Source organism: Aquimarina ulvae (genome assembly GCF_053613295.3).
The window spans coordinates 403,661-421,161 of sequence record NZ_JBSIBP030000001.1; the positions used below are offsets into that span (position 1 = coordinate 403,661).

At 34.0% G+C, this 17,501-nt stretch carries 19 protein-coding genes; 10 read left to right on the forward strand and 9 right to left on the reverse strand.

The features are described from left to right. Positions 1-9: 9 nt before the first annotated feature. The 7 genes from ACWGOQ_RS01750 (at position 10) to ACWGOQ_RS01780 (ending at position 3,982) form a co-directional block, all read left to right on the forward strand. Positions 10-504, forward strand: a complete 495-nt coding sequence (locus tag ACWGOQ_RS01750) for a phosphoethanolamine transferase domain-containing protein (RefSeq protein WP_452056831.1) — start codon at positions 10-12, stop codon at positions 502-504. A 1-nt stretch (position 505) separates the two neighbouring features. Continuing rightward, the gene (locus ACWGOQ_RS01755) at positions 506-1,114 is read left to right on the forward strand and encodes an ExbD/TolR family protein (protein ID WP_452056832.1); all 609 of its coding nucleotides are present in this window, start codon (positions 506-508) and stop codon (positions 1,112-1,114) included. Positions 1,115-1,135: 21 nt separating this feature from the next. Next, positions 1,136-1,621: an ExbD/TolR family protein gene (locus tag ACWGOQ_RS01760; protein ID WP_452056833.1), complete on the forward strand. Its 486-nt coding sequence runs from the start codon at positions 1,136-1,138 to the stop codon at positions 1,619-1,621. A 381-nt stretch (positions 1,622-2,002) separates the two neighbouring features. Beyond that, entirely contained in the window at positions 2,003-2,488 is a 486-nt protein-coding gene (locus ACWGOQ_RS01765; RefSeq protein WP_452056834.1) for an ExbD/TolR family protein, read from the forward strand. After that, positions 2,478-2,618, forward strand: a complete 141-nt coding sequence (locus ACWGOQ_RS01770) for a hypothetical protein (RefSeq protein WP_452056835.1) — start codon at positions 2,478-2,480, stop codon at positions 2,616-2,618. Before ACWGOQ_RS01765 ends, ACWGOQ_RS01770 begins: the two co-directional genes overlap by 11 nt. Positions 2,619-2,766: 148 nt before the next feature. Continuing rightward, positions 2,767-3,120 carry a biopolymer transporter ExbD gene (locus ACWGOQ_RS01775; protein ID WP_452056836.1) on the forward strand — a complete coding sequence of 118 codons (354 nt, stop codon included), beginning with the start codon at positions 2,767-2,769 and terminating at the stop codon, positions 3,118-3,120. Between the two features lie 160 nt (positions 3,121-3,280). Continuing rightward, complete coding sequence (locus ACWGOQ_RS01780) at positions 3,281-3,982, forward strand: porin family protein (RefSeq protein WP_452056837.1); 702 nt, start codon at positions 3,281-3,283, stop codon at positions 3,980-3,982. On the opposite strand, the gene ACWGOQ_RS01785 is transcribed toward ACWGOQ_RS01780, so the two are convergent. From ACWGOQ_RS01785 to ACWGOQ_RS01805, 5 genes are all read right to left on the reverse strand, one after another. Beyond that, complete coding sequence (locus ACWGOQ_RS01785) at positions 3,977-4,582, reverse strand: hypothetical protein (RefSeq protein WP_452056838.1); 606 nt, start codon at positions 4,580-4,582, stop codon at positions 3,977-3,979. The genes ACWGOQ_RS01780 and ACWGOQ_RS01785 overlap by 6 nt on opposite strands. Beyond that, positions 4,582-6,042 (reverse strand): RNA polymerase factor sigma-54, encoded by a 1,461-nt coding sequence (rpoN, locus tag ACWGOQ_RS01790; RefSeq protein WP_452056839.1) that lies wholly within the window; start codon positions 6,040-6,042, stop codon positions 4,582-4,584. The genes ACWGOQ_RS01785 and rpoN overlap by 1 nt, the downstream gene beginning before the upstream one ends. Positions 6,043-6,345: 303 nt before the next feature. After that, positions 6,346-6,984 carry a response regulator transcription factor gene (locus tag ACWGOQ_RS01795; protein ID WP_298541748.1) on the reverse strand — a complete coding sequence of 213 codons (639 nt, stop codon included), beginning with the start codon at positions 6,982-6,984 and terminating at the stop codon, positions 6,346-6,348. 238 nt (positions 6,985-7,222) lie between these two features. Next, positions 7,223-8,014: a sensor histidine kinase gene (locus ACWGOQ_RS01800; protein WP_452056840.1), complete on the reverse strand. Its 792-nt coding sequence runs from the start codon at positions 8,012-8,014 to the stop codon at positions 7,223-7,225. Positions 8,015-8,655: 641 nt separating this feature from the next. Continuing rightward, positions 8,656-9,396 carry a hypothetical protein gene (locus tag ACWGOQ_RS01805; RefSeq protein WP_452056841.1) on the reverse strand — a complete coding sequence of 247 codons (741 nt, stop codon included), beginning with the start codon at positions 9,394-9,396 and terminating at the stop codon, positions 8,656-8,658. 728 nt (positions 9,397-10,124) lie between these two features. On the opposite strand from ACWGOQ_RS01805, the gene ACWGOQ_RS01810 reads away from it, so the two are divergent. Continuing rightward, a complete protein-coding gene (locus ACWGOQ_RS01810; RefSeq protein WP_452056842.1) occupies positions 10,125-10,943 on the forward strand; it encodes a hypothetical protein in 819 nt (272 codons plus the stop codon). 30 nt (positions 10,944-10,973) lie between these two features. Then, positions 10,974-11,828, forward strand: coding sequence for a hypothetical protein (locus ACWGOQ_RS01815; RefSeq protein ID WP_452056843.1), 855 nt, complete (start codon positions 10,974-10,976; stop codon positions 11,826-11,828). 66 nt (positions 11,829-11,894) lie between these two features. Here ACWGOQ_RS01815 and ACWGOQ_RS01820 read toward each other — a convergent pair whose 3' ends face one another. After that, positions 11,895-12,368 carry a GNAT family N-acetyltransferase gene (locus ACWGOQ_RS01820; RefSeq protein WP_452056844.1) on the reverse strand — a complete coding sequence of 158 codons (474 nt, stop codon included), beginning with the start codon at positions 12,366-12,368 and terminating at the stop codon, positions 11,895-11,897. 3 nt (positions 12,369-12,371) lie between these two features. Beyond that, positions 12,372-12,854, reverse strand: coding sequence for a MarR family winged helix-turn-helix transcriptional regulator (locus tag ACWGOQ_RS01825; protein ID WP_452056845.1), 483 nt, complete (start codon positions 12,852-12,854; stop codon positions 12,372-12,374). A gap of 301 nt (positions 12,855-13,155) precedes the next feature. On the opposite strand from ACWGOQ_RS01825, the gene ACWGOQ_RS01830 reads away from it, so the two are divergent. Next, a complete protein-coding gene (locus tag ACWGOQ_RS01830; RefSeq protein ID WP_452056846.1) occupies positions 13,156-16,323 on the forward strand; it encodes a DUF5060 domain-containing protein in 3,168 nt (1,055 codons plus the stop codon). A gap of 321 nt (positions 16,324-16,644) precedes the next feature. On the opposite strand, the gene ACWGOQ_RS01835 is transcribed toward ACWGOQ_RS01830, so the two are convergent. Continuing rightward, entirely contained in the window at positions 16,645-16,809 is a 165-nt protein-coding gene (locus ACWGOQ_RS01835; protein ID WP_452056847.1) for a GIY-YIG nuclease family protein, read from the reverse strand. 115 nt (positions 16,810-16,924) lie between these two features. Continuing rightward, on the reverse strand, positions 16,925-17,497 hold the full coding sequence (locus tag ACWGOQ_RS01840) for a hypothetical protein (protein WP_452056848.1): 573 nt from the start codon (positions 17,495-17,497) through the stop codon (positions 16,925-16,927). Between the last annotated feature and the right edge of the window lie 4 nt (positions 17,498-17,501).

Sequence of the window (17,501 nt, forward strand, 5' to 3'; positions counted from 1 at the left end):
ATTAGTCACATGAAAATTTCAAAAATTTTATCATACGTTGTACTGGCTATAGGGGCTATAGGAGCGATATTGCTGTTTTTAATGAGCGGTAATTTCACTACTCTTATGGATAACTATGGTATTACAGAAGCGAAGGATTTGGTGAAAGATACGTCTTCATCTGCTTTTGCAGAAGCTACTTCATTGGTGAGTCCTATGTATAATTTAACATTAGTGATTTTTGTGGTTATTATAATAGCTACATTAATTGCTGTTTTTTCAGCTTTGGCGAAAAACCCTGCGGGTCTTAAAAAGGCTGGAATTGGGATTGTTGCTTTCTTAATCATCATCGCTATTGGATATGTAATGGCAAATGGTGTAGAGACAGAGATGAAAGATGGGGAGGTACTTTCTGAAAGTGGATCCAAACTAGTAGGAACAGGTTTATATGCGTTCTACTTTTTAGCTGCAATAGCAGTAGCCCTGATGATATTATCAGGAGTTAAAAAATTAATAGGTAAATAATATGGCAAGAAGATCAGCACCAGAGGTAAACGCTGGTTCCATGGCGGACATTGCATTTCTACTTCTTATATTCTTTTTGGTTACAACAACCATTGATACGGATAGAGGTATTAGTCGTAAATTACCACCGCCTTTAGACGAAACAGTAGAGCCTCCAATTCTTAAGCAAAAAAATATTTTTGTAGTAGAATTGAATAAAAATAATGACCTCTTAGTAGAAGAAGCTCCTATGGAGTTAAAGGATCTGCGTGCTGCTGCGGTTGCTTTCTTGGATAATGGAGGAGGAAGCGGAGATGAAGCATGTAGTTATTGCAAGGGAGAAAGAAGCCCTAGCTCCTCTGATAATCCTGAAAAAGCGGTAATTTCTTTACGTAATAATAGAGAAACTAGCTATGCAACCTATATAGCAGTGCAAAATGAGTTAGTTGCTGCGTATACCGAGTTACGTAACAGAGAATCAGAACGTCTTTATGGAAAAACATTTACGCAAATGGAGGCAGATCTGAAGGATGTAAATTATTCCGGAAGTAAAGATCGCTTAAAAGATCAGATCAAGAAAATCCAACTGATGTATCCAGAAAAGCTTTCTGAAGCAGAACCAAAGAAATAAGTATAACATAAAAACGTAATTATGTCTAAATTTAAAAAGAAAAAAAGTGGTGCTTTACCAGCTATTTCGACAGCATCTTTACCTGATATCGTATTTATGTTACTGTTTTTCTTTATGGTAGCAACCGTAATGAGGGAGAATAATCTTAAAATAGAGAATAGACTTCCGGTTGCCGATCAAACAGAAAAATTAGATAAGAAAAATCTGGTGATGTATATTTATGCTGGGAAACCTAGTTCTAGATATTCCGCAAGTGCAGGAACACAGGCAAGAATTCAGCTGAATGATAAGTTTGCTGAAGTAAGTGATATAAAACCTTTTGTATTGGCAGAAAGAGCTGCAAAAAGAGAAGAAGAAGTACCATTTCTTATTACAGCATTAAAAGTTGATGGTGATACGAATATGGGTCTTGTTGGCGATATAAAAAAGGAACTGAGAGAAGTTCAAGCGCTAAAAATTAATTACACCACAAGACAAGGTGAGGCAACTGATAATCTTCGTCAGTAAAGGTTAAAAATATTTAGTATATTTTAAAAATCCCACTTGGTGTATGCTAAGTGGGATTTTTTTGTTTACTCAAATGATTATCATTCTTTACATAATTTTTTAATGAATCAACCATACTGGCATAACAATTGTGTTTCTATGAATGACTGTGATCTGTTAAAATGATCAATATCTAACCTTCCAAAAGCTAGTGGTATTGAAATAATAGAAACTATACAGTTGTAGAGCCATAATAAACTTCTAGGTTGATTGACTATTAAGGGTTATTTATACCTTGGTGTTTACGTTAAGCACATACTATTCTTCTTAATATTACTATTTAGCATACAGACAAACAGCTCGTTGATCTATTGAGTAATTATTAACTAAATATGTATTGTTATGGCTAAAAGATTAGCACCAGAAGTCAACGCGGGATCCATGGCGGACATCGCCTTTTTATTATTTATCTTTTTTTTGGTAAGTACTACCATCGAAACAGATTATGGAATCAGTAGAAGGTTACCTCCTCCTCCAGAAGAGGTTAAAACGGAGATCTTAATTAAGGAAAAGAACGTTTTTAGGGTAGAGTTGAATCAAATGAATGAGTTGTTTGCTGAAAAGAAGCCTTTACGTTTGGCAGAGCTTAAGTCTGCTGCAATCGCTTTTTTAGATAATGGAGGAGGCAAAGCTGCAGAATACTGTAGTTATTGTAAAGGGGAAAGAGATCCTAAATCATCTGATAATCCTAATAAGGCGGTCATATCTTTCATAAATAGTAGAGAAACAACTTACGAAATGTACATCTCAGTTCAGAATGAGGTTAGTGAGTGCTTATGCAGCATTGCGAAACAGGGAGGCGTTAAAGATATATGGAGTGTCATTTGATCAAATGAAGGCACAATATAAAGATGCTGGTTATTCTGGAGATAAAACAACGTTGCGTGAACAGATGAAACATATTCAGCTGTTGTATCCAGAAAAGCTTTCAGAAGCAGAACCAATCAAAGGAGAATAATAATTACCTAATAAAATCAATATGTCTATATTTAAAAAAAACAAAAAACACCATCACCTGCTATTTTGACGGCATCTTTGCTCGATATAGTTTTTATGTTAGTATTTTTCTTTATGGTTGCAACAGAGTAATACGAGACGATACATTAATGGTTAAAAATAAGCTTCCGTATGCGGATCAGGTCGAAAAGTTGGATAAAAAAAGTATGGTTATACACATTTATGCAGGTAAGCCTAGTTCCAGATATAAAAATGTAGGAACTGAAGCTAGTATTCAACTTAATAATAAGTTTGCAAAGATTAACGAGATTAAACTATTCGTTCTTGAAGAGATAGAAGCTAACCCAGAAGAGCTAAGACCTTTTATGACCACAGCGTTAAAAGTGGATAAAGATACCAAAATGGGACTCGTTGGTGATGTTAAAAAGGAATTAAGAATGGTAAATATGCTTAGAATACATTATTCTACAAAAACAGGTAAAGCAGTCGATAGCTTACAATAATTTATTTTTTTAGGTTCAGTAGTATCCCGTGATCTTTTGCTGGATACTTAATTCTTGTTGTTTTTTGCAAAGCACCTGTATTTTCTAAAGAAATAAATTTATTTTAGTGCTCTCTATGGAACCGATATCAAAAAATCTTAGCAAAAAAAGACATTTGCTCATGTTTTTAAGCCTCTCTTTCATTGCCTGTATTGTTTTTGGGCAGGAAGCGGTGACAGATAGCCTTAATTTAAAAAAAGAGAAGGAACTGGACTCGAGATACAGGGAAGATCAATTCTATGTGGGTTTTACATTTAACCTGCTTTGGAATACTCCTTCAGATATTGACCAGTCTGGATTTTCTGGAGGATTTCATTTGGGATATACAAGAGATATGCCCATAAATAAAAGACGGAATGTGGCCATTGGATTAGGTTTAGGCTATTCTATTAATACGTATGGGCAAGATTTATTTATTGGTGAAGACGAGAATACGGGACAGAGTATTTTTAGTAGTTTGGAGGGTGTTGATTTTGATAGAAATAGATTTACAACACACTTGGTGGAAGCTCCTTTAGAATTTAGATGGAGAACTTCGGTTCCAGATACGCATAAGTTTTGGAGGATTTATACGGGATTAAGAATGGGGTATTTGTATTATTTCAATTCTAATTTTGAACAGACTGGGAATCAGGTAGGTCAAACAAAAATTGATGAATTGAATCGTTGGCGGTTTGGAGCGACATTTACCTTTGGATGGAACACATTTAACTTTCACTTCTATTACAGTCTAAACTCTCTATTTGATAATAATGCCGTTATTGGTAATGAAGAAGTAGGTCTTAATGTGGCTAAAATTGGATTAATGTTCTATATTCTATAACCAGAAATTAACTAAGGTAAGTTGAGGGATAACACCTACTAAAAATCCCAGAATCAGTTCCAGATTAGTATGCGCTTTGTAGTGTAGTCTGGATGAGGCAACAAGGCCATTGGCGACTATCATTGCAGCTATTAGTAAAATAAGATTTATTTCAAAATGTATACTTAACGCAATTGTAAACATGGTAACGGCTCCCGATCCCATCATATGAAGACTTGCCTTGATACCAAAAAACACAATAAAAATAGCACTTAGTGAGGATAATAATGCTCCCAGGAAGAAAAAGTACAACTCGGGATAGTTATAGGCGTCTACAATCATTTTAATTACTACGAGCAGTAATAAAGATTGAAATAGTAAGGGGATTTTACGCTGTTTTACATCTTCTAAATGAATAGAGGTGATAAGCCCTGTAGTTCTAAGAAAAAAGTATAGCACAATCGGAATAAGAATGGTAACGACGACTAAGCCAAAAATTTTAGCCAGAATAATATTTTCAGGAATAAACCTGGGGGCTGTTACAAAATAAATTATTGAGCCTGCAATGGGCATCAATAAAGGATGAAAAATATATGAAATACTCTTAAGTAAAAAGTTCATTAAATCTTTTTTCGTAACCTAGCAACCGGAATATCTAATTGTTCCCTGTACTTAGCTACAGTTCTTCTGGCGATAGGATATCCTTTTTCTTTTAGGATTTTAGCTAACTTTTCGTCAGTTAGAGGTTTTTTCTTATCCTCTTCTCCTATGGTAATTTCCAATATTTTTTTAATCTCTCGTGTGGACACTTCTTCTCCCTGATCATTGGTCATAGATTCTGAGAAAAACTCTTTGATCAGTTTCGTTCCGTAAGGAGTATCTACATATTTACTATTAGCTACTCTCGAAACTGTACTGACATCCATATCGATCTCGTCGGCTATGTCTTTTAAGATCATAGGCTTTAAATTACGCTCGTCTCCACTTAAGAAATAACTTTTTTGATAATGCATTATTGCACTCATCGTTAAAAAAAGTGTTTGTTGTCTTTGTTTAACAGCTTCAATAAACCATTTGGCTGCGTCGAGTTTTTGTTTAATAAACATCACAGCATCTTTCTGTGATTTAGACTTTTCTTTACTGGCTTTATAGCCCTGAAGCATATTATTGTATTCTCTTGACACGTGTAATTCTGGAGCATTACGTCCATTTAGCGAGAGTTCTAGTTCTCCATCCACAATCCTAATGGTAAAATCCGGAACTACATGTTCTACAAGTTTATTGTTTCCCGCATAAGCACCACCAGGTTTAGGATTAAGATGCTCAATTTCTTCAATTGCCTCTTTTAATAAATCTTCTGTTATGTCAAATTTTGCTAAAAGCTTCTGATAATGCTTTTTGCTAAAATGATCAAAAGATTTTTCTAAAATCTGAGATGCCAGTTTAATCGGCAATGTAGTTTCTTTTCTATCCAATTGAATTAATAAACATTCCTGAAGGTTTCTGGCTCCAACTCCCGCAGGATCCAGCTGGTGTACAGTTTTTAAGATGTTTTCAATCTTTTCTTCGGTAGTATATACGTTTTGAGTAAAAGCAAGATCATCCAAAATATCCGCTACCGTTCTTCTGATATAACCACTTTCGTCAATACTCCCTACCAGAAATTCTGCAATTTCTCGCTCCTCTTGATCAAATCGATACGTGTTTAATTGATTTATCAGATGTTGATGAAACGATGTTCCAGAAGCGTATGGCACATTTTTCTCTTCGTCATCAGCACTATAATTATTGGAACTTAAGCGATAACTTGGTATTTCATCATCACTAAGATATTCGTCTACATTGATGTCGGTTTCTATGGTTTCGGTACCATAATCATCCTCTGCAGAATTTTCATTGCTAAAGGTGTCCTCAAACTCATCAGTTTTTTCTTTACCGCTATCCAACGCAGGATTTTCCTCCATCTCCTGTTTTAAACGCTGTTCAAAAGCTTGTGTAGGAAGCTGAATTAGCTTCATCAACTGAATTTGCTGGGGAGAAAGTTTTTGAGAAAGTTTAAAATTTAACTGTTGCTTTAGCATAAAAATGTCAATGTTCTTATACTCACAAAAATAAACAAAATACAGCGTATTTCTGTAGGTAATCGATGGTTAGTTTAGTGAAACTCTTTTCAAAACTCGCTAAAAAACGAGGATCAAAAAAAGATAGTTGAGCGAATCCCGTACTCTGTGCGGAATCTCATGGATATAGTTTGAAAATGTGCTCCAAAAAATAAATTTTCAAAACTATTTTATGCAACTGATCAATAAACGCGCCAAAATTGATTTATTACCCTGAAGAGAAAAATTATTTTAAAATCGTAGATGCGCTAATAGTGGTACATATTAAGGAATAAAAATTTTGTTTTTAATGGCATAAATCACCAGTCCGGTTCGGTTTTTTAGATGTAGTTTTTCGAATATAGAATCTCTATAGCCTTCGATAGTTTTAGGACTCAGACACATATCACTGGCTATTTCTTTGTATGTTTTTTCTGTGCAAGCGTGTTTGATGAATTCCATCTCACGCTCCTTCAATAAAACTTTATTTTCTTTTTTAGGATTTAAGGATCCTAATAATAAATTAGTGACGTCTTTGGTATGATAGAAACCAGTCTCTTGAACTTCTACCAAGGCATTTTCCAGAATACTCTTTTCAGTATCTTTTAGTAAATACCCTTTGGCTCCAGCTCTAAGCATTTTGAGGATGGTTTTTTCATCTTCTTCTACAGAAAGCGCTAAAACATTTACCTGCGGATACTCCTCTTTTAGTGCGATGGTAGTTTCAATACCATTCATTATAGGCATGTTGATATCCATTAATACAATATCAGGGATGTTTTTGGGGTCTTTCAATCGTGTGAGCAATTCCCTTCCGTTTTTGCACAGGTATAATATTTTGAATTTAGAAAACCCATTTACCAATCCCGCTAATGCTTGCGATAAAAGGATATGATCTTCTACAATGACTACTGAATATTTCATGAGTATGTATTTTGTGTGAACAAAGCTTCTATAAAAAGCTTACTTTTTAATTATATATGACTTTAGATCCCTCTAAATCTCTTCACCACGGTGAGGACACTTTTTTGCTACCTTCCTTTGAAACGATAACGCGACAGCGATGGGCGAGTCGTAGCGTTGGAAAAGGATGGATGTTTTTGTTATATTATTTTTAATAGCCTAAGATAAAAACCAGACTTTATAGTATTTCAATACTAAATCACTCAACTTCCTCTTCTGTAATTATTTTTTTATAATGATATGTCAATGTCATTGCTGTGCCTTTCCCTTTAGCAGAATCGATACTAACTACTGCATTTATTAATTTTCCTCTATTTTGCATATTGCATAATCCAATACCTATATGTTGTCTGGAGGTAAGGTCTTTCATTTCAAAGCCAACACCATCGTCTTTGGCATTAATTACTAATTTTTCAGTGTCATAGCGTACATTAACATTCAATTTCGACGCTTTAGAGTGTTTAATGGTATTACTAAAAAACTCCTGTAATATTCTAAAAATGATGATTTCTGCTTTATCATCTAACGTTCTTACCTCGGTATTACTACTTAAAGTGGCATCTATAAATTGTAAACGATTAAATCGTTCGACTTCTAAGCCAATGGCTTCTGTAAGGCTCAGGCTTTTGATGGCGTCCGGATTGATAAGTTTAGACAATGCTCTAAGTTCCGTAAGACTCTTTGTAATGGTTTCTGTCACTTCTGAAAGCCTTTCTGGATCTTCTTTTGCCACATCCACCTGTATTTTTGCCAATGTCAGTAACTGACCAATATTGTCGTGTAGCTCCCAGCTGATATTACGTAAAGTTTCTTCTCGTATCTCTATCTGTGTTTCTGCAATCGCACGTTCAAATTTTTTCTCCGCTTCTTTTTGTTGTAATAAAAGACTGTTTTTTCTTTTTTGGAATACCCAAAAAAGAGTGATGATCAGTACTACCAGTATGATCAGTACTACGGTAGCTATTAATATTGCTGTTTCTTGTCGCTGCATATAAATCCAATAATAAAACAAGTATTCATTACCACAGTAACTGTAAACTTCACGAGAAAAGAGACCGTGGCATCCGTTAGCTCTTCATAATAATTTCTTAAGATTCCGAAAGGTAAATTACCAACAAAATAAATTAACAGCCCAAAGCTTATCCAAATGAGTAGGTTTTTTTTTGCGTGTAGAACTTTCTCAGAATTCAAAACTTCGAAAAAATATAATATAACAGTAATTACAATGAAAAATGAGGCTATTATATATGGGAATCTTTGATGCTGAATTAAATAATTCTCATAAAACCCATTAATTATGAATGAAATAATATAAATGATATAAAGTGTAAGTACTAATTTTTTATTTTTAATATTGTTTAGGTAGTGCCGATAAAGGAAAAAGAAAAAAGTAAAATTGATCACATGGTAAATATTATATATACTCGCGTTTATGCGATCATCTAACCTAATAGATAACCCAATCAATTCGTTAATTGCTACATACCATAAAAAAAACAAAAAATATCTCAGAATAGACGAATTTTTATATTTGGGATAGAACACAGTGGCTGCTATTGCAGCTAATAATTCTACCCCAATACCAATTCCAATAAGTAAATATAAAAAGTCGTTACTTAAATTCATTACTGATTATTCATCTTTTCCCATTGGAGGTGAACCAGCAAGTTCATTAGCAATTAGACTATTTTCTTCTTCAAAAGTATTAAGGTTGAGATTAAAAACCCCTGCCTTTTGATACACTTTTCCGTCTTTACCAATTCTACTTCCAGTACCAATCTTTTCTCTTAATAATTCTACATTGAACTTGTTGTCTAATGTATAGCCTAATTGTTCTATATTTCCATTAGAATCTTTTACCGCTTTAGTAGGTGCGATAAAAAGTGTTTGTCGTTTTGCGTATTTCTTATTTTCTCTATCGCGAATATAATTATCTGGATACAGGGCAAAGTAAAATCTAAACCCTGATGGTCTTACTTTGGCTTTACGCGATTGTTTTTTTACGTATTGGATGTAGTGTTGTAAATCATTAATATCATAAAATAATGATCGGGTTGCTTTAAAAGCATCTCCGTCTCCATCTTGTCCCACAACTTCATTGATCAGTTCTTCTCTTTCGTTGTATAAATGATATATTTCTTTGGCAAAGCTGGATTGGATAATGTTTTCAGGTCGGCTGCGTTTATCTTCAACAACATCTCCTAATTGTTCTTTTAAAGCTGCGATTTCCTTTTCGTATGCTTCAATTTTCTTTTTGCATTCTGCTAATGCTGCAGAATCTGTCGTTGGTCCGGCTTCATTGCAAGAAGCCATCAGGATACATGTTAATGCGATAATTACATACGGTTTAATGCGGTTAGTTTGTCGTTTCATTTTTGATATGGTTTATTAAGTATTTGTGTGATTTTGGTACGCACCAAAATGATTGTTAGTTAAAAAACTTAATTTTCGTTAAGTTCTAAGAATTAAAAATACCATTTTAAATAGTTTAAAAAAATTTAACGCTGCTACAATTGTAGATTAAATAAAATAAAGTATTGATCCACAATGGTTTTCAGAGGTCTTTGTAAATGTGGTTGATATGACAAAAGGGGTAAACACCCCTGTGATAAAAAGGGGAATAACGGTGGTTTTTAGAATTGATTTCTAATATAACAGATTTAAAAACATTGATCTCCAACTCTCTTTCCAATAAGAGGCACTACTGTTTTTTTGAGTTATTTAGATGGTCGAATTGGATTTTTGGAAGGATATTTAAATTTCAACTATAAAAACAGCTTTTTTTTCGTACAGGTCTTATTTACTGATTATTAGCACTAAATATTTTCGAAAAATCACACGAAATATTTTCGAGGAGTATCAAGGTTTTCTTATTAAAAATAAGAATAATATGACACTTTGTAATCCCAAAAAAGAAAGCATAAAAAAATGTTAAAACTTACATATTTCGAAAACGTTTTTTGTTAAAATAAATGTTAAATAAAAGCTTCAAAATAACTGCCTGCCATTTTCTTTGCGTACTTCATAATAGCTATAAAAACAAAGAACTAAACTTTTCGAAAAGCAACTTTTGCAACTAACATCTTAAACAAACCACAATCATGAGAAAAATTTATATAGTATTAAGTGTGATTCTGTCGCTCTATTCATGTACTTCGGATATTGAAGAACTGGATTCTGAAATGAAATCCATCGAACTATCTACAAAAATAGGTTCTGAAAATGTGAAATTATTGAGTGCTTGGACGGCTAATAGAAGCAGTCCTGTACATATAAATTATCAAAGGAAGTTTAAAGTAAAGGTCAAAAATTTAGCATATCAAAAAGAAGTAGCTATTCATCATCTAATGAATGATGGTAATTGGATTGATATTCCCCTTGCATATGAACAATCCATTGGGAATGATGAGGAGATTTGGGTTGGAGAAGTTACTCCTGACAGCGAAGTCTATAGTACAGATTTTGTAGTTAAATATACAGTGAATGGAGAAACATATTGGGATAATAATCAAGGTAAGAATTATAGCATGCTGGTAAATATTGGGGGTTACTTAGCACCAGAAATAAATCTGGAAGTTAACAAAAGTTTTACAAGGTCTACCGGTGGCTCATCTTTTGCCATCAATGTAAATGCCAGACGTAATTATGGTACTGTGGCTACTGTAGAAGTAGTATATACAACTGATGGTTGGGCTACAAAAAACACGGTACTATTATCATATCAGAGATATTTCAGAGTGGGATATGCACATTATGTAATGAGTCCTAATCAATTTGATGTAGATGTTTATACTGCTACTATACGAGTACCTGATGAGATACAGTCCATAGATTTTGCTGTAGTATATAAGGTGAACGGACAAGAATATTGGGATAACAATTACGGAAACAACTACACTTTGAATAGTGTCATTTACTAATCATTAAACAATCACAAATCACTAATAACAATGAAAAAATATTTTTATTTATTGATAAGTATACTAGTGCTATCGTGTAGCACTGAAGACGATTTTATAGAAAATCAGGATGTTGATAACATCCATAATATTGAAATTGTAGCAAAGAATGCTTCTCCCATAAAATTGGTAAAGGCGTGGAAATCATTAGGATATTACCGTGGATACACAGTATATAATCATAAATTTACAGTAGAAGTAGTGAATCTGGCATATGATAAGAATGTGTCGATTTATCATGAAAAGAGAGACGGTAGTTGGGATGAAATTGCTTTGTCATACCACACTACTATTGATAGTCAAACAGAGTTATGGACTGGTGGGTACAGTCAAGCTGGCTATAGTATAACACAGGAGTATGATGATGAGTTTGTTATTAAATATGTTGTTAATGGAAACACGTACTGGGATAATAATGCTGGAGCTAACTATAGAATAGAACAGCACGAAGGTTATTTGTTTGCCAAACCTGATCTAAATGTAAGTGTGGATACAGATTTTGTATCACTGAACTATTCTCCTTATGATAATAAGAATAGGTTAAGTGTAACGGTAGATGTTAGAAATTTGGCGCCGGTAAAAGAAGTAGGAGTAATATATTCTTCGGATGGATGGCAAACGCAAGGCTACTTACCATTATTCTTTAGATCAACTTGGATGAACGGACCACTTTTTAGTATAGAAAGTCCAAATAGTTATAATATTGAGAGATGGCAAGGATATGTGGGGTTAGATGCCTCAGAAGACCAGTTAGAATATGCAGTAGTATATAGAGCTAATGGTAATGAATATTGGGATAATAATTATGGTAAAAATTATACCGTAGCTATAAAATCTAACAATTAAATAAAGACGTTTATTTAATGAAAAAGTCCGCCTTGCATGTGTGTTTGTATGGCGGGCTTTTATTTTTTATAACAATAACTCCATCTTAATATTGCTCCTCAGATAAGGGGAATTTTTTTCCAATTCAATTTCCACAAAACCAAATTTTCTGTATATATAGATAGCATTCTGTAGTATCGTGTTGGAGTATAAAATAAGTTTTTTCCAGTGTTCCTGTTTTGCAAAATCAAGACAGAAAAGCATAAGTTGTTGCCCTATTTTTTGTCCTTGAAACTCTGGTGATACTGCCATTTTACCTAATTCATATACCCCATTTTTTACTTTAATAAGTGAAAAGGTGCCAGCGATTTTATTTCCGGATAAGGCAAAGAAAATATAACCTCCATTATTAATGATCGTTTCTTCACATCGTTCCAGAAGTTCTACATCGTGTGGCTCTACCACAAAGTGTTTTTCTAGCCACTCCACATTAAGGTCAGTAAAATCTTTAGCATATTTTGGATCAAAAGGTATGATTGCAATATTTTTTTTTGTTTCCATAGCTTATTGATTGTAGGTTTCTAATATTCGTTGATGTAATGATTTTTGTTTTAGTTGGTTTTCTACGTGGTCGATATGCCGTATTAAACTTGTGGTGCTTCCTTCGGTTATCCATTTTACCTGTTCATCGATTACTTTCCATAAAGGCTGTATTTGCTGGCGAAGTTTTTCTCCTTTTGTGGATAGCCTAAATATTTTTTTGCGTTTGTCAGTACGATCTATTTTATAAACAACTAGTTTTTTGTCAATTAGCTTTTTTAGTGCTTGTGTAATTGCTGGTTGTGTGTATTGCAAAGCCTCTTGGATATCTGTAGTAGTTGCAAGCTGCTGATCAATAATGATCTTAAAAACAGGAAAGAGATAGGGGTCAAAATCAATATTGGCAGCATCATACACCAATTGAATTTCTTTCATCATAAAATCACTTAACCGTTTTAATCGAGACCCTAAACCCAATTCACCAAATTCCTGTAATTTATCTTGCATAAGTATTTATATAAGTAATTATGTAAATATATGTAAATATGAAGTTTTAAGCAAATTACATTTTTATTCGTGAGTGTAATAAGAATGATAACTCTCCTAATAAATAAATTAAGAATCAAATTCTCATAAGATTAACACGGATACTTTATGAAAACCTACGAATACTATTCAGTTAAGTTTTTTAACACTAATTGGTAAGTTGTAGATTATTTTTACATGTGTTATTGTATATGTAGTATTCATTTAGAGGCTATTACAAATAAGTCAGGATATAACACTCAAAAAAATTAACCACACTATTATGATTTCAACTCAACTTAAACTTATTGCACTGTTTGCTCTTACCATGTTTACAGTCAATGCTCAAGATCCTCAAGGCGAATTAAAAAGATGGCACAAGGTTACGCTTTCTTTTACTGGTCCAAATACTTCTGAGTCGGCAAATCCAAATCCGTTTTCTGATTATCGCTTAGATGTAACATTTACCAATGGTGTAACTTCTTATACTATACCTGGATATTATGCGGGTTGCGAAGACCCTGAAGAATCCAGTTGCGACTCCGGGGCTATATGGAAAGTACATTTTGCACCTGGTAAAACAGGTGCTTGGAACTGGACAGCGTCTTTTAAAGCAGGAGAGGATATAGCAATTAAGACAGGAGGGGTTTCTGCTGGATTTATGGATGGAGATACTGGTTCTTTTAGCATCGTGGAATCTGATAAAACAGGACGAGATCATCGTGCCAAAGAAAAAGGCAGGTTACAATATGTAGGAGAGCATTATCTTAGATATTCTGGGACAGATCCAGAAAATCCTAATGGAGATTGGTTTGTAAAAGGAGGAGCAGATTCGCCAGAGAATGCATTAGCCTATGAAGATTTTGACGCTACACCAAATAGGGGTAGCCGCAGAAAATCTTGGTCTCCTCATCAACAGGATTATGTAGCATCTGATGCATCTTCTTATACCTGGAATGGTGGAAAAGGATCAGAATTGCTTGGAGCCATTAACTATTTATTTAATAAAGGATTGAATGCGTTTTCTTTTTTAACACTAAGCCTTCATGGAGATGATGAAAATGTATTTCCTCATAAATTAAAAGTAGGCGTCAGTACGTATAATGGATACAATGATGAGCAACAATGGAATCAAGGAGTTCATAAGGATCGTTTTGATGTTTCAAAATTAGCTCAATGGGAAAAAATCTTTGAATATGGAGATAAGAAAGGAATGTTTATGCATTTTAAAACCATGGAGACAGAGAATGATAATATAATGGACGATAATTCTAATGGCAGACAACGAAAATTGTATTATCGCGAACTTATTGCCAGATTTGGTCATCATTTAGCATTAAACTGGAACATCACAGAAGAGTCTACTATCCCTGATGATGTTGTCAAAGACATTGCGTCATACATAAAAAATGTAGACCCATATGATCACCATATTGTATTACATACATATCCAAATCAGAGATCGGAGCGATATACCCCATTGTTGGGTGATAATTCTGAACTTACGGGACCATCCATCCAAACTAATAATTTTAATATTCACGGTCCTGTGAAGGAATGGGTAGATAAATCCAGAAATGCTGGTAAGAAATGGGTTGTAGCATGTGATGAACCTGGAAATGCTTCTATTGGTATTCACAGCGATCCAAATGATATTAATGAAGTTCGAGAAGAAGTTTTATGGCCTACTTTTATGGCCGGTGGAATGGGTGTAGAATATTATTATGGATATGAAACCGGGGAAACCGATCTAAGTGCAGAAAATCATAGGTCTCGTGATACAAAATATACACAAGTCGCTCATGCGCTGAATTTTTTAAATGATCATCTTCAAGAATATTTACCTAATATGAAATCTTCGGATGAGGTAACATCCGATAATAATGACTATGTGTTTGCAGAAACCGACAAGGTGTATGTAGTTTTCCGACCTAATGGAGGAACAACAGACATTAATTTACCCTCAGGAACTTGGCAAGTGCAATGGTTTAATCCAAGATCAGGTGGTGCTTTATCGTCTCCACAAGCTATTACCAATTCATTGGTTGCTCCGAATAGTAATGATTGGGTGGCTTTGATTACAGGAGAAACCGATGGAGAACCTAGTTGTGATGCTTTAGAAAGTGCTGCTACTGAGGATGCATACCTTCAGGGAACAACACTGTTTAATTCAGAAGAATTGCGAGTGGAAGAAGGAAATAGAGTGTCATATTTGCAATTTGAAGTTCCTTCTACTCAAGAAGAAGTTAGTGCTATTGTATTGAAGCTAACCGTAAATGATGATCCAGGTGAGGGAACTATTGATATTTACAAAGGGAGCTCAAATAATTGGACAGAAGGAAACTTATCTGAGGCTAATAAACCATCAGATGGAAATAAAGTTGGATCTATTAGTGGAGCCTTTAACAGAGGGCAATCTTATGAATGGGCGTTGTCTGGAGTAACTCAAGGAGAAACAATTTCATTAATAGTAAAGCATTCTGGATCAGATGATGTTTCTTTCCATTCCAAAGAAGGTAGTGTGCCACCAAGATTACTTTTGGAACTTGTTGATTGTAATGATGGCGATGATAATGAAGGTTGTGTTGCTTTGGAAGAAAACGGAATTGTAGCTGTTGAAGCAGAGCATTTCGAAAGCCAATCAAAAACTGATAAGAGAGAATGGTATTTTCAAGATGGAACTGTATCGACACCTACTCCGGATCCAGATCCTAGTCACCATACTGATGCTAGCGGTGATGGGTATTTAGAGATTTTGCCAGATACTAGAGTAACGCACGATGATCCCTTGGTGAATGGCGAAAGTTTCTCTAACACTCCTGGTGTTTTAGGGGTTTTGGATTATAAAGTAAAATTTACAACACCAGGACGGTATTTTGTATGGGTTCGGTTATATTCTACAGGGTCAGAAGATAACGGAATACACGTAGGAATAGATGGTACATGGCCAGCTTCAGGACAACGGATGCAATGGTGTGCAGGGAAAAATCAATGGACATGGGAAAGTAAACAGAGAACGGATGCAAATCATTGCGGTGAAGCTCAAAAAATATACTTAGATGTTCCAACTGCAGGTATACATACTATTTCATTCTCCATGCGAGAAGATGGAGTGGAAATCGATAAGTTTGTACTTTCTCAATCCTATACAAAACCAAATGGTAGCGGTCCGGATGAGGTACTGACTGATTGTTCACTTTCTGTAGAAGATGTTAATAAACAAAAGCTTAGACTGTATCCAAACCCGGCACAAAGTTTTATCAACATACAAGGATTGACTACAGCAGAAGTTTCTATTTATGATACAACTGGAAGAAAGGTAATGTCTTCTATAACTATTCCGGAATCTGAAAATAATGCTATTGATATATCTAGAATTCCTTCCGGAGTTTATTTTATGGTTATCAGGGATGGGAAAAGCCAAAACACGCTAAAGTTTATAAAACAATAGTAGGAACTAACTATCTAACTATTTTTGTGAAACGGCTGAAATTACTAGTAATTTCAGCCGTTTTTATATTCTGCAAGTGTTTGGTGAACAGGTTATTTCTAATGATTTGGATACAATCAGTTCATATAGTGCATGTCATTTTGGCGTAGGTCGGAACCCACGATCTGTGCTAATGATACCAATCCATTGCTAGATCGCTCCAATCAGCATTTTCTTTCTCTATTACGTTTATTTTCAATTACTGGTTCCATTTTTTTAGTTTTTTCTCTCTTAAAATTACATCATTTATGTACTGATACACTTCAAAATAACCCAAAATATTCAAACCATATTTTTCGGAGACCCTTCGATCAATTTGTTTTTGTGTTCAAAAACTCTTTTTTCTAAATTATTTGTCATCCCAATATAAAGAGTTCCATTTGTCTTGTTAGAAAGAATGTATACTGAATTATGTGTTATGGATTGCGGCCTACGCCAGAATGACAAGTTTTATGATTGTTTGAGGTTTAGTTTGTCATCCCAACGTAGGCTGGGATCCTAAATATGATGAAATTTTTCATATTAATACTTGTACTATTTCGTTTTTATTTCTAAACTCTTATCAATTATTAAATTTCTTATACAAATCCATGGCTTTCACATAATTTTGAGCGCCCGCCTTAGTTTGATCATACATAAAACCATCTAACTCTGGGTGATTTTTTTTGATCCAAGTTACTATCTCATTTTTTGTAGCATTCCAAAGCTTAAAATCAGAGTCCATTTCTACATTTTTTATTTTAGAAATTTTTTGATTCTTTATTTCAAATACTTCTTTTGAGGTCATAGATTTTTGATTTAGAAATTTAATTCTAGTACAAGTTTTAGAAACTTTAACTGCTATTTTTTTATCAACTTGTTTAATCTCTAATAGTTCATATGTGGGAGAGAATACCGAATCCCATTGGAAGAATGTATAATAGTCGTTTCGAGAGTAATTCATATTATAATCTCCTTCATTGATGGTTATACTATCACCAATAAGTTCTGATAATTCTAAAAAATTACTATGGTTTAGGTGGTCGTAATACTTTTGAACTAATAGCGTATTTTGATTCTTTCTAGAACAATTGCCTAAAGAAAAAGAACATATACACAAAATTAAAAGGGTGACTAATGTTTTTGATTTTACCATAGTA

Bases quoted from the DNA above. Each gene is read 5' to 3' on its own strand.
- ACWGOQ_RS01810 (WP_452056842.1), top strand. From the start codon at position 10,125: ATGAGAAAAATTTATATAGTATTAAGTGTGATTCTGTCGCTCTATTCA.
- ACWGOQ_RS01750 (WP_452056831.1), top strand. From the start codon at position 10: ATGAAAATTTCAAAAATTTTATCATACGTTGTACTGGCTATAGGGGCT.
- ACWGOQ_RS01785 (WP_452056838.1), bottom strand. From the start codon at position 4,582: ATGAACTTTTTACTTAAGAGTATTTCATATATTTTTCATCCTTTATTG.
- ACWGOQ_RS01760 (WP_452056833.1), top strand. From the start codon at position 1,136: ATGTCTAAATTTAAAAAGAAAAAAAGTGGTGCTTTACCAGCTATTTCG.
- ACWGOQ_RS01775 (WP_452056836.1), top strand. From the start codon at position 2,767: ATGGTTAAAAATAAGCTTCCGTATGCGGATCAGGTCGAAAAGTTGGAT.
- rpoN (WP_452056839.1), bottom strand. From the start codon at position 6,042: ATGCTAAAGCAACAGTTAAATTTTAAACTTTCTCAAAAACTTTCTCCC.
- ACWGOQ_RS01765 (WP_452056834.1), top strand. From the start codon at position 2,003: ATGGCTAAAAGATTAGCACCAGAAGTCAACGCGGGATCCATGGCGGAC.
- ACWGOQ_RS01780 (WP_452056837.1), top strand. From the start codon at position 3,281: ATGTTTTTAAGCCTCTCTTTCATTGCCTGTATTGTTTTTGGGCAGGAA.
- ACWGOQ_RS01840 (WP_452056848.1), bottom strand. From the start codon at position 17,497: ATGGTAAAATCAAAAACATTAGTCACCCTTTTAATTTTGTGTATATGT.
- ACWGOQ_RS01815 (WP_452056843.1), top strand. From the start codon at position 10,974: ATGAAAAAATATTTTTATTTATTGATAAGTATACTAGTGCTATCGTGT.
- ACWGOQ_RS01795 (WP_298541748.1), bottom strand. From the start codon at position 6,984: ATGAAATATTCAGTAGTCATTGTAGAAGATCATATCCTTTTATCGCAA.
- ACWGOQ_RS01830 (WP_452056846.1), top strand. From the start codon at position 13,156: ATGATTTCAACTCAACTTAAACTTATTGCACTGTTTGCTCTTACCATG.
- ACWGOQ_RS01805 (WP_452056841.1), bottom strand. From the start codon at position 9,396: ATGAAACGACAAACTAACCGCATTAAACCGTATGTAATTATCGCATTA.
- ACWGOQ_RS01800 (WP_452056840.1), bottom strand. From the start codon at position 8,014: ATGCAGCGACAAGAAACAGCAATATTAATAGCTACCGTAGTACTGATC.
- ACWGOQ_RS01825 (WP_452056845.1), bottom strand. From the start codon at position 12,854: ATGCAAGATAAATTACAGGAATTTGGTGAATTGGGTTTAGGGTCTCGA.
- ACWGOQ_RS01755 (WP_452056832.1), top strand. From the start codon at position 506: ATGGCAAGAAGATCAGCACCAGAGGTAAACGCTGGTTCCATGGCGGAC.
- ACWGOQ_RS01820 (WP_452056844.1), bottom strand. From the start codon at position 12,368: ATGGAAACAAAAAAAAATATTGCAATCATACCTTTTGATCCAAAATAT.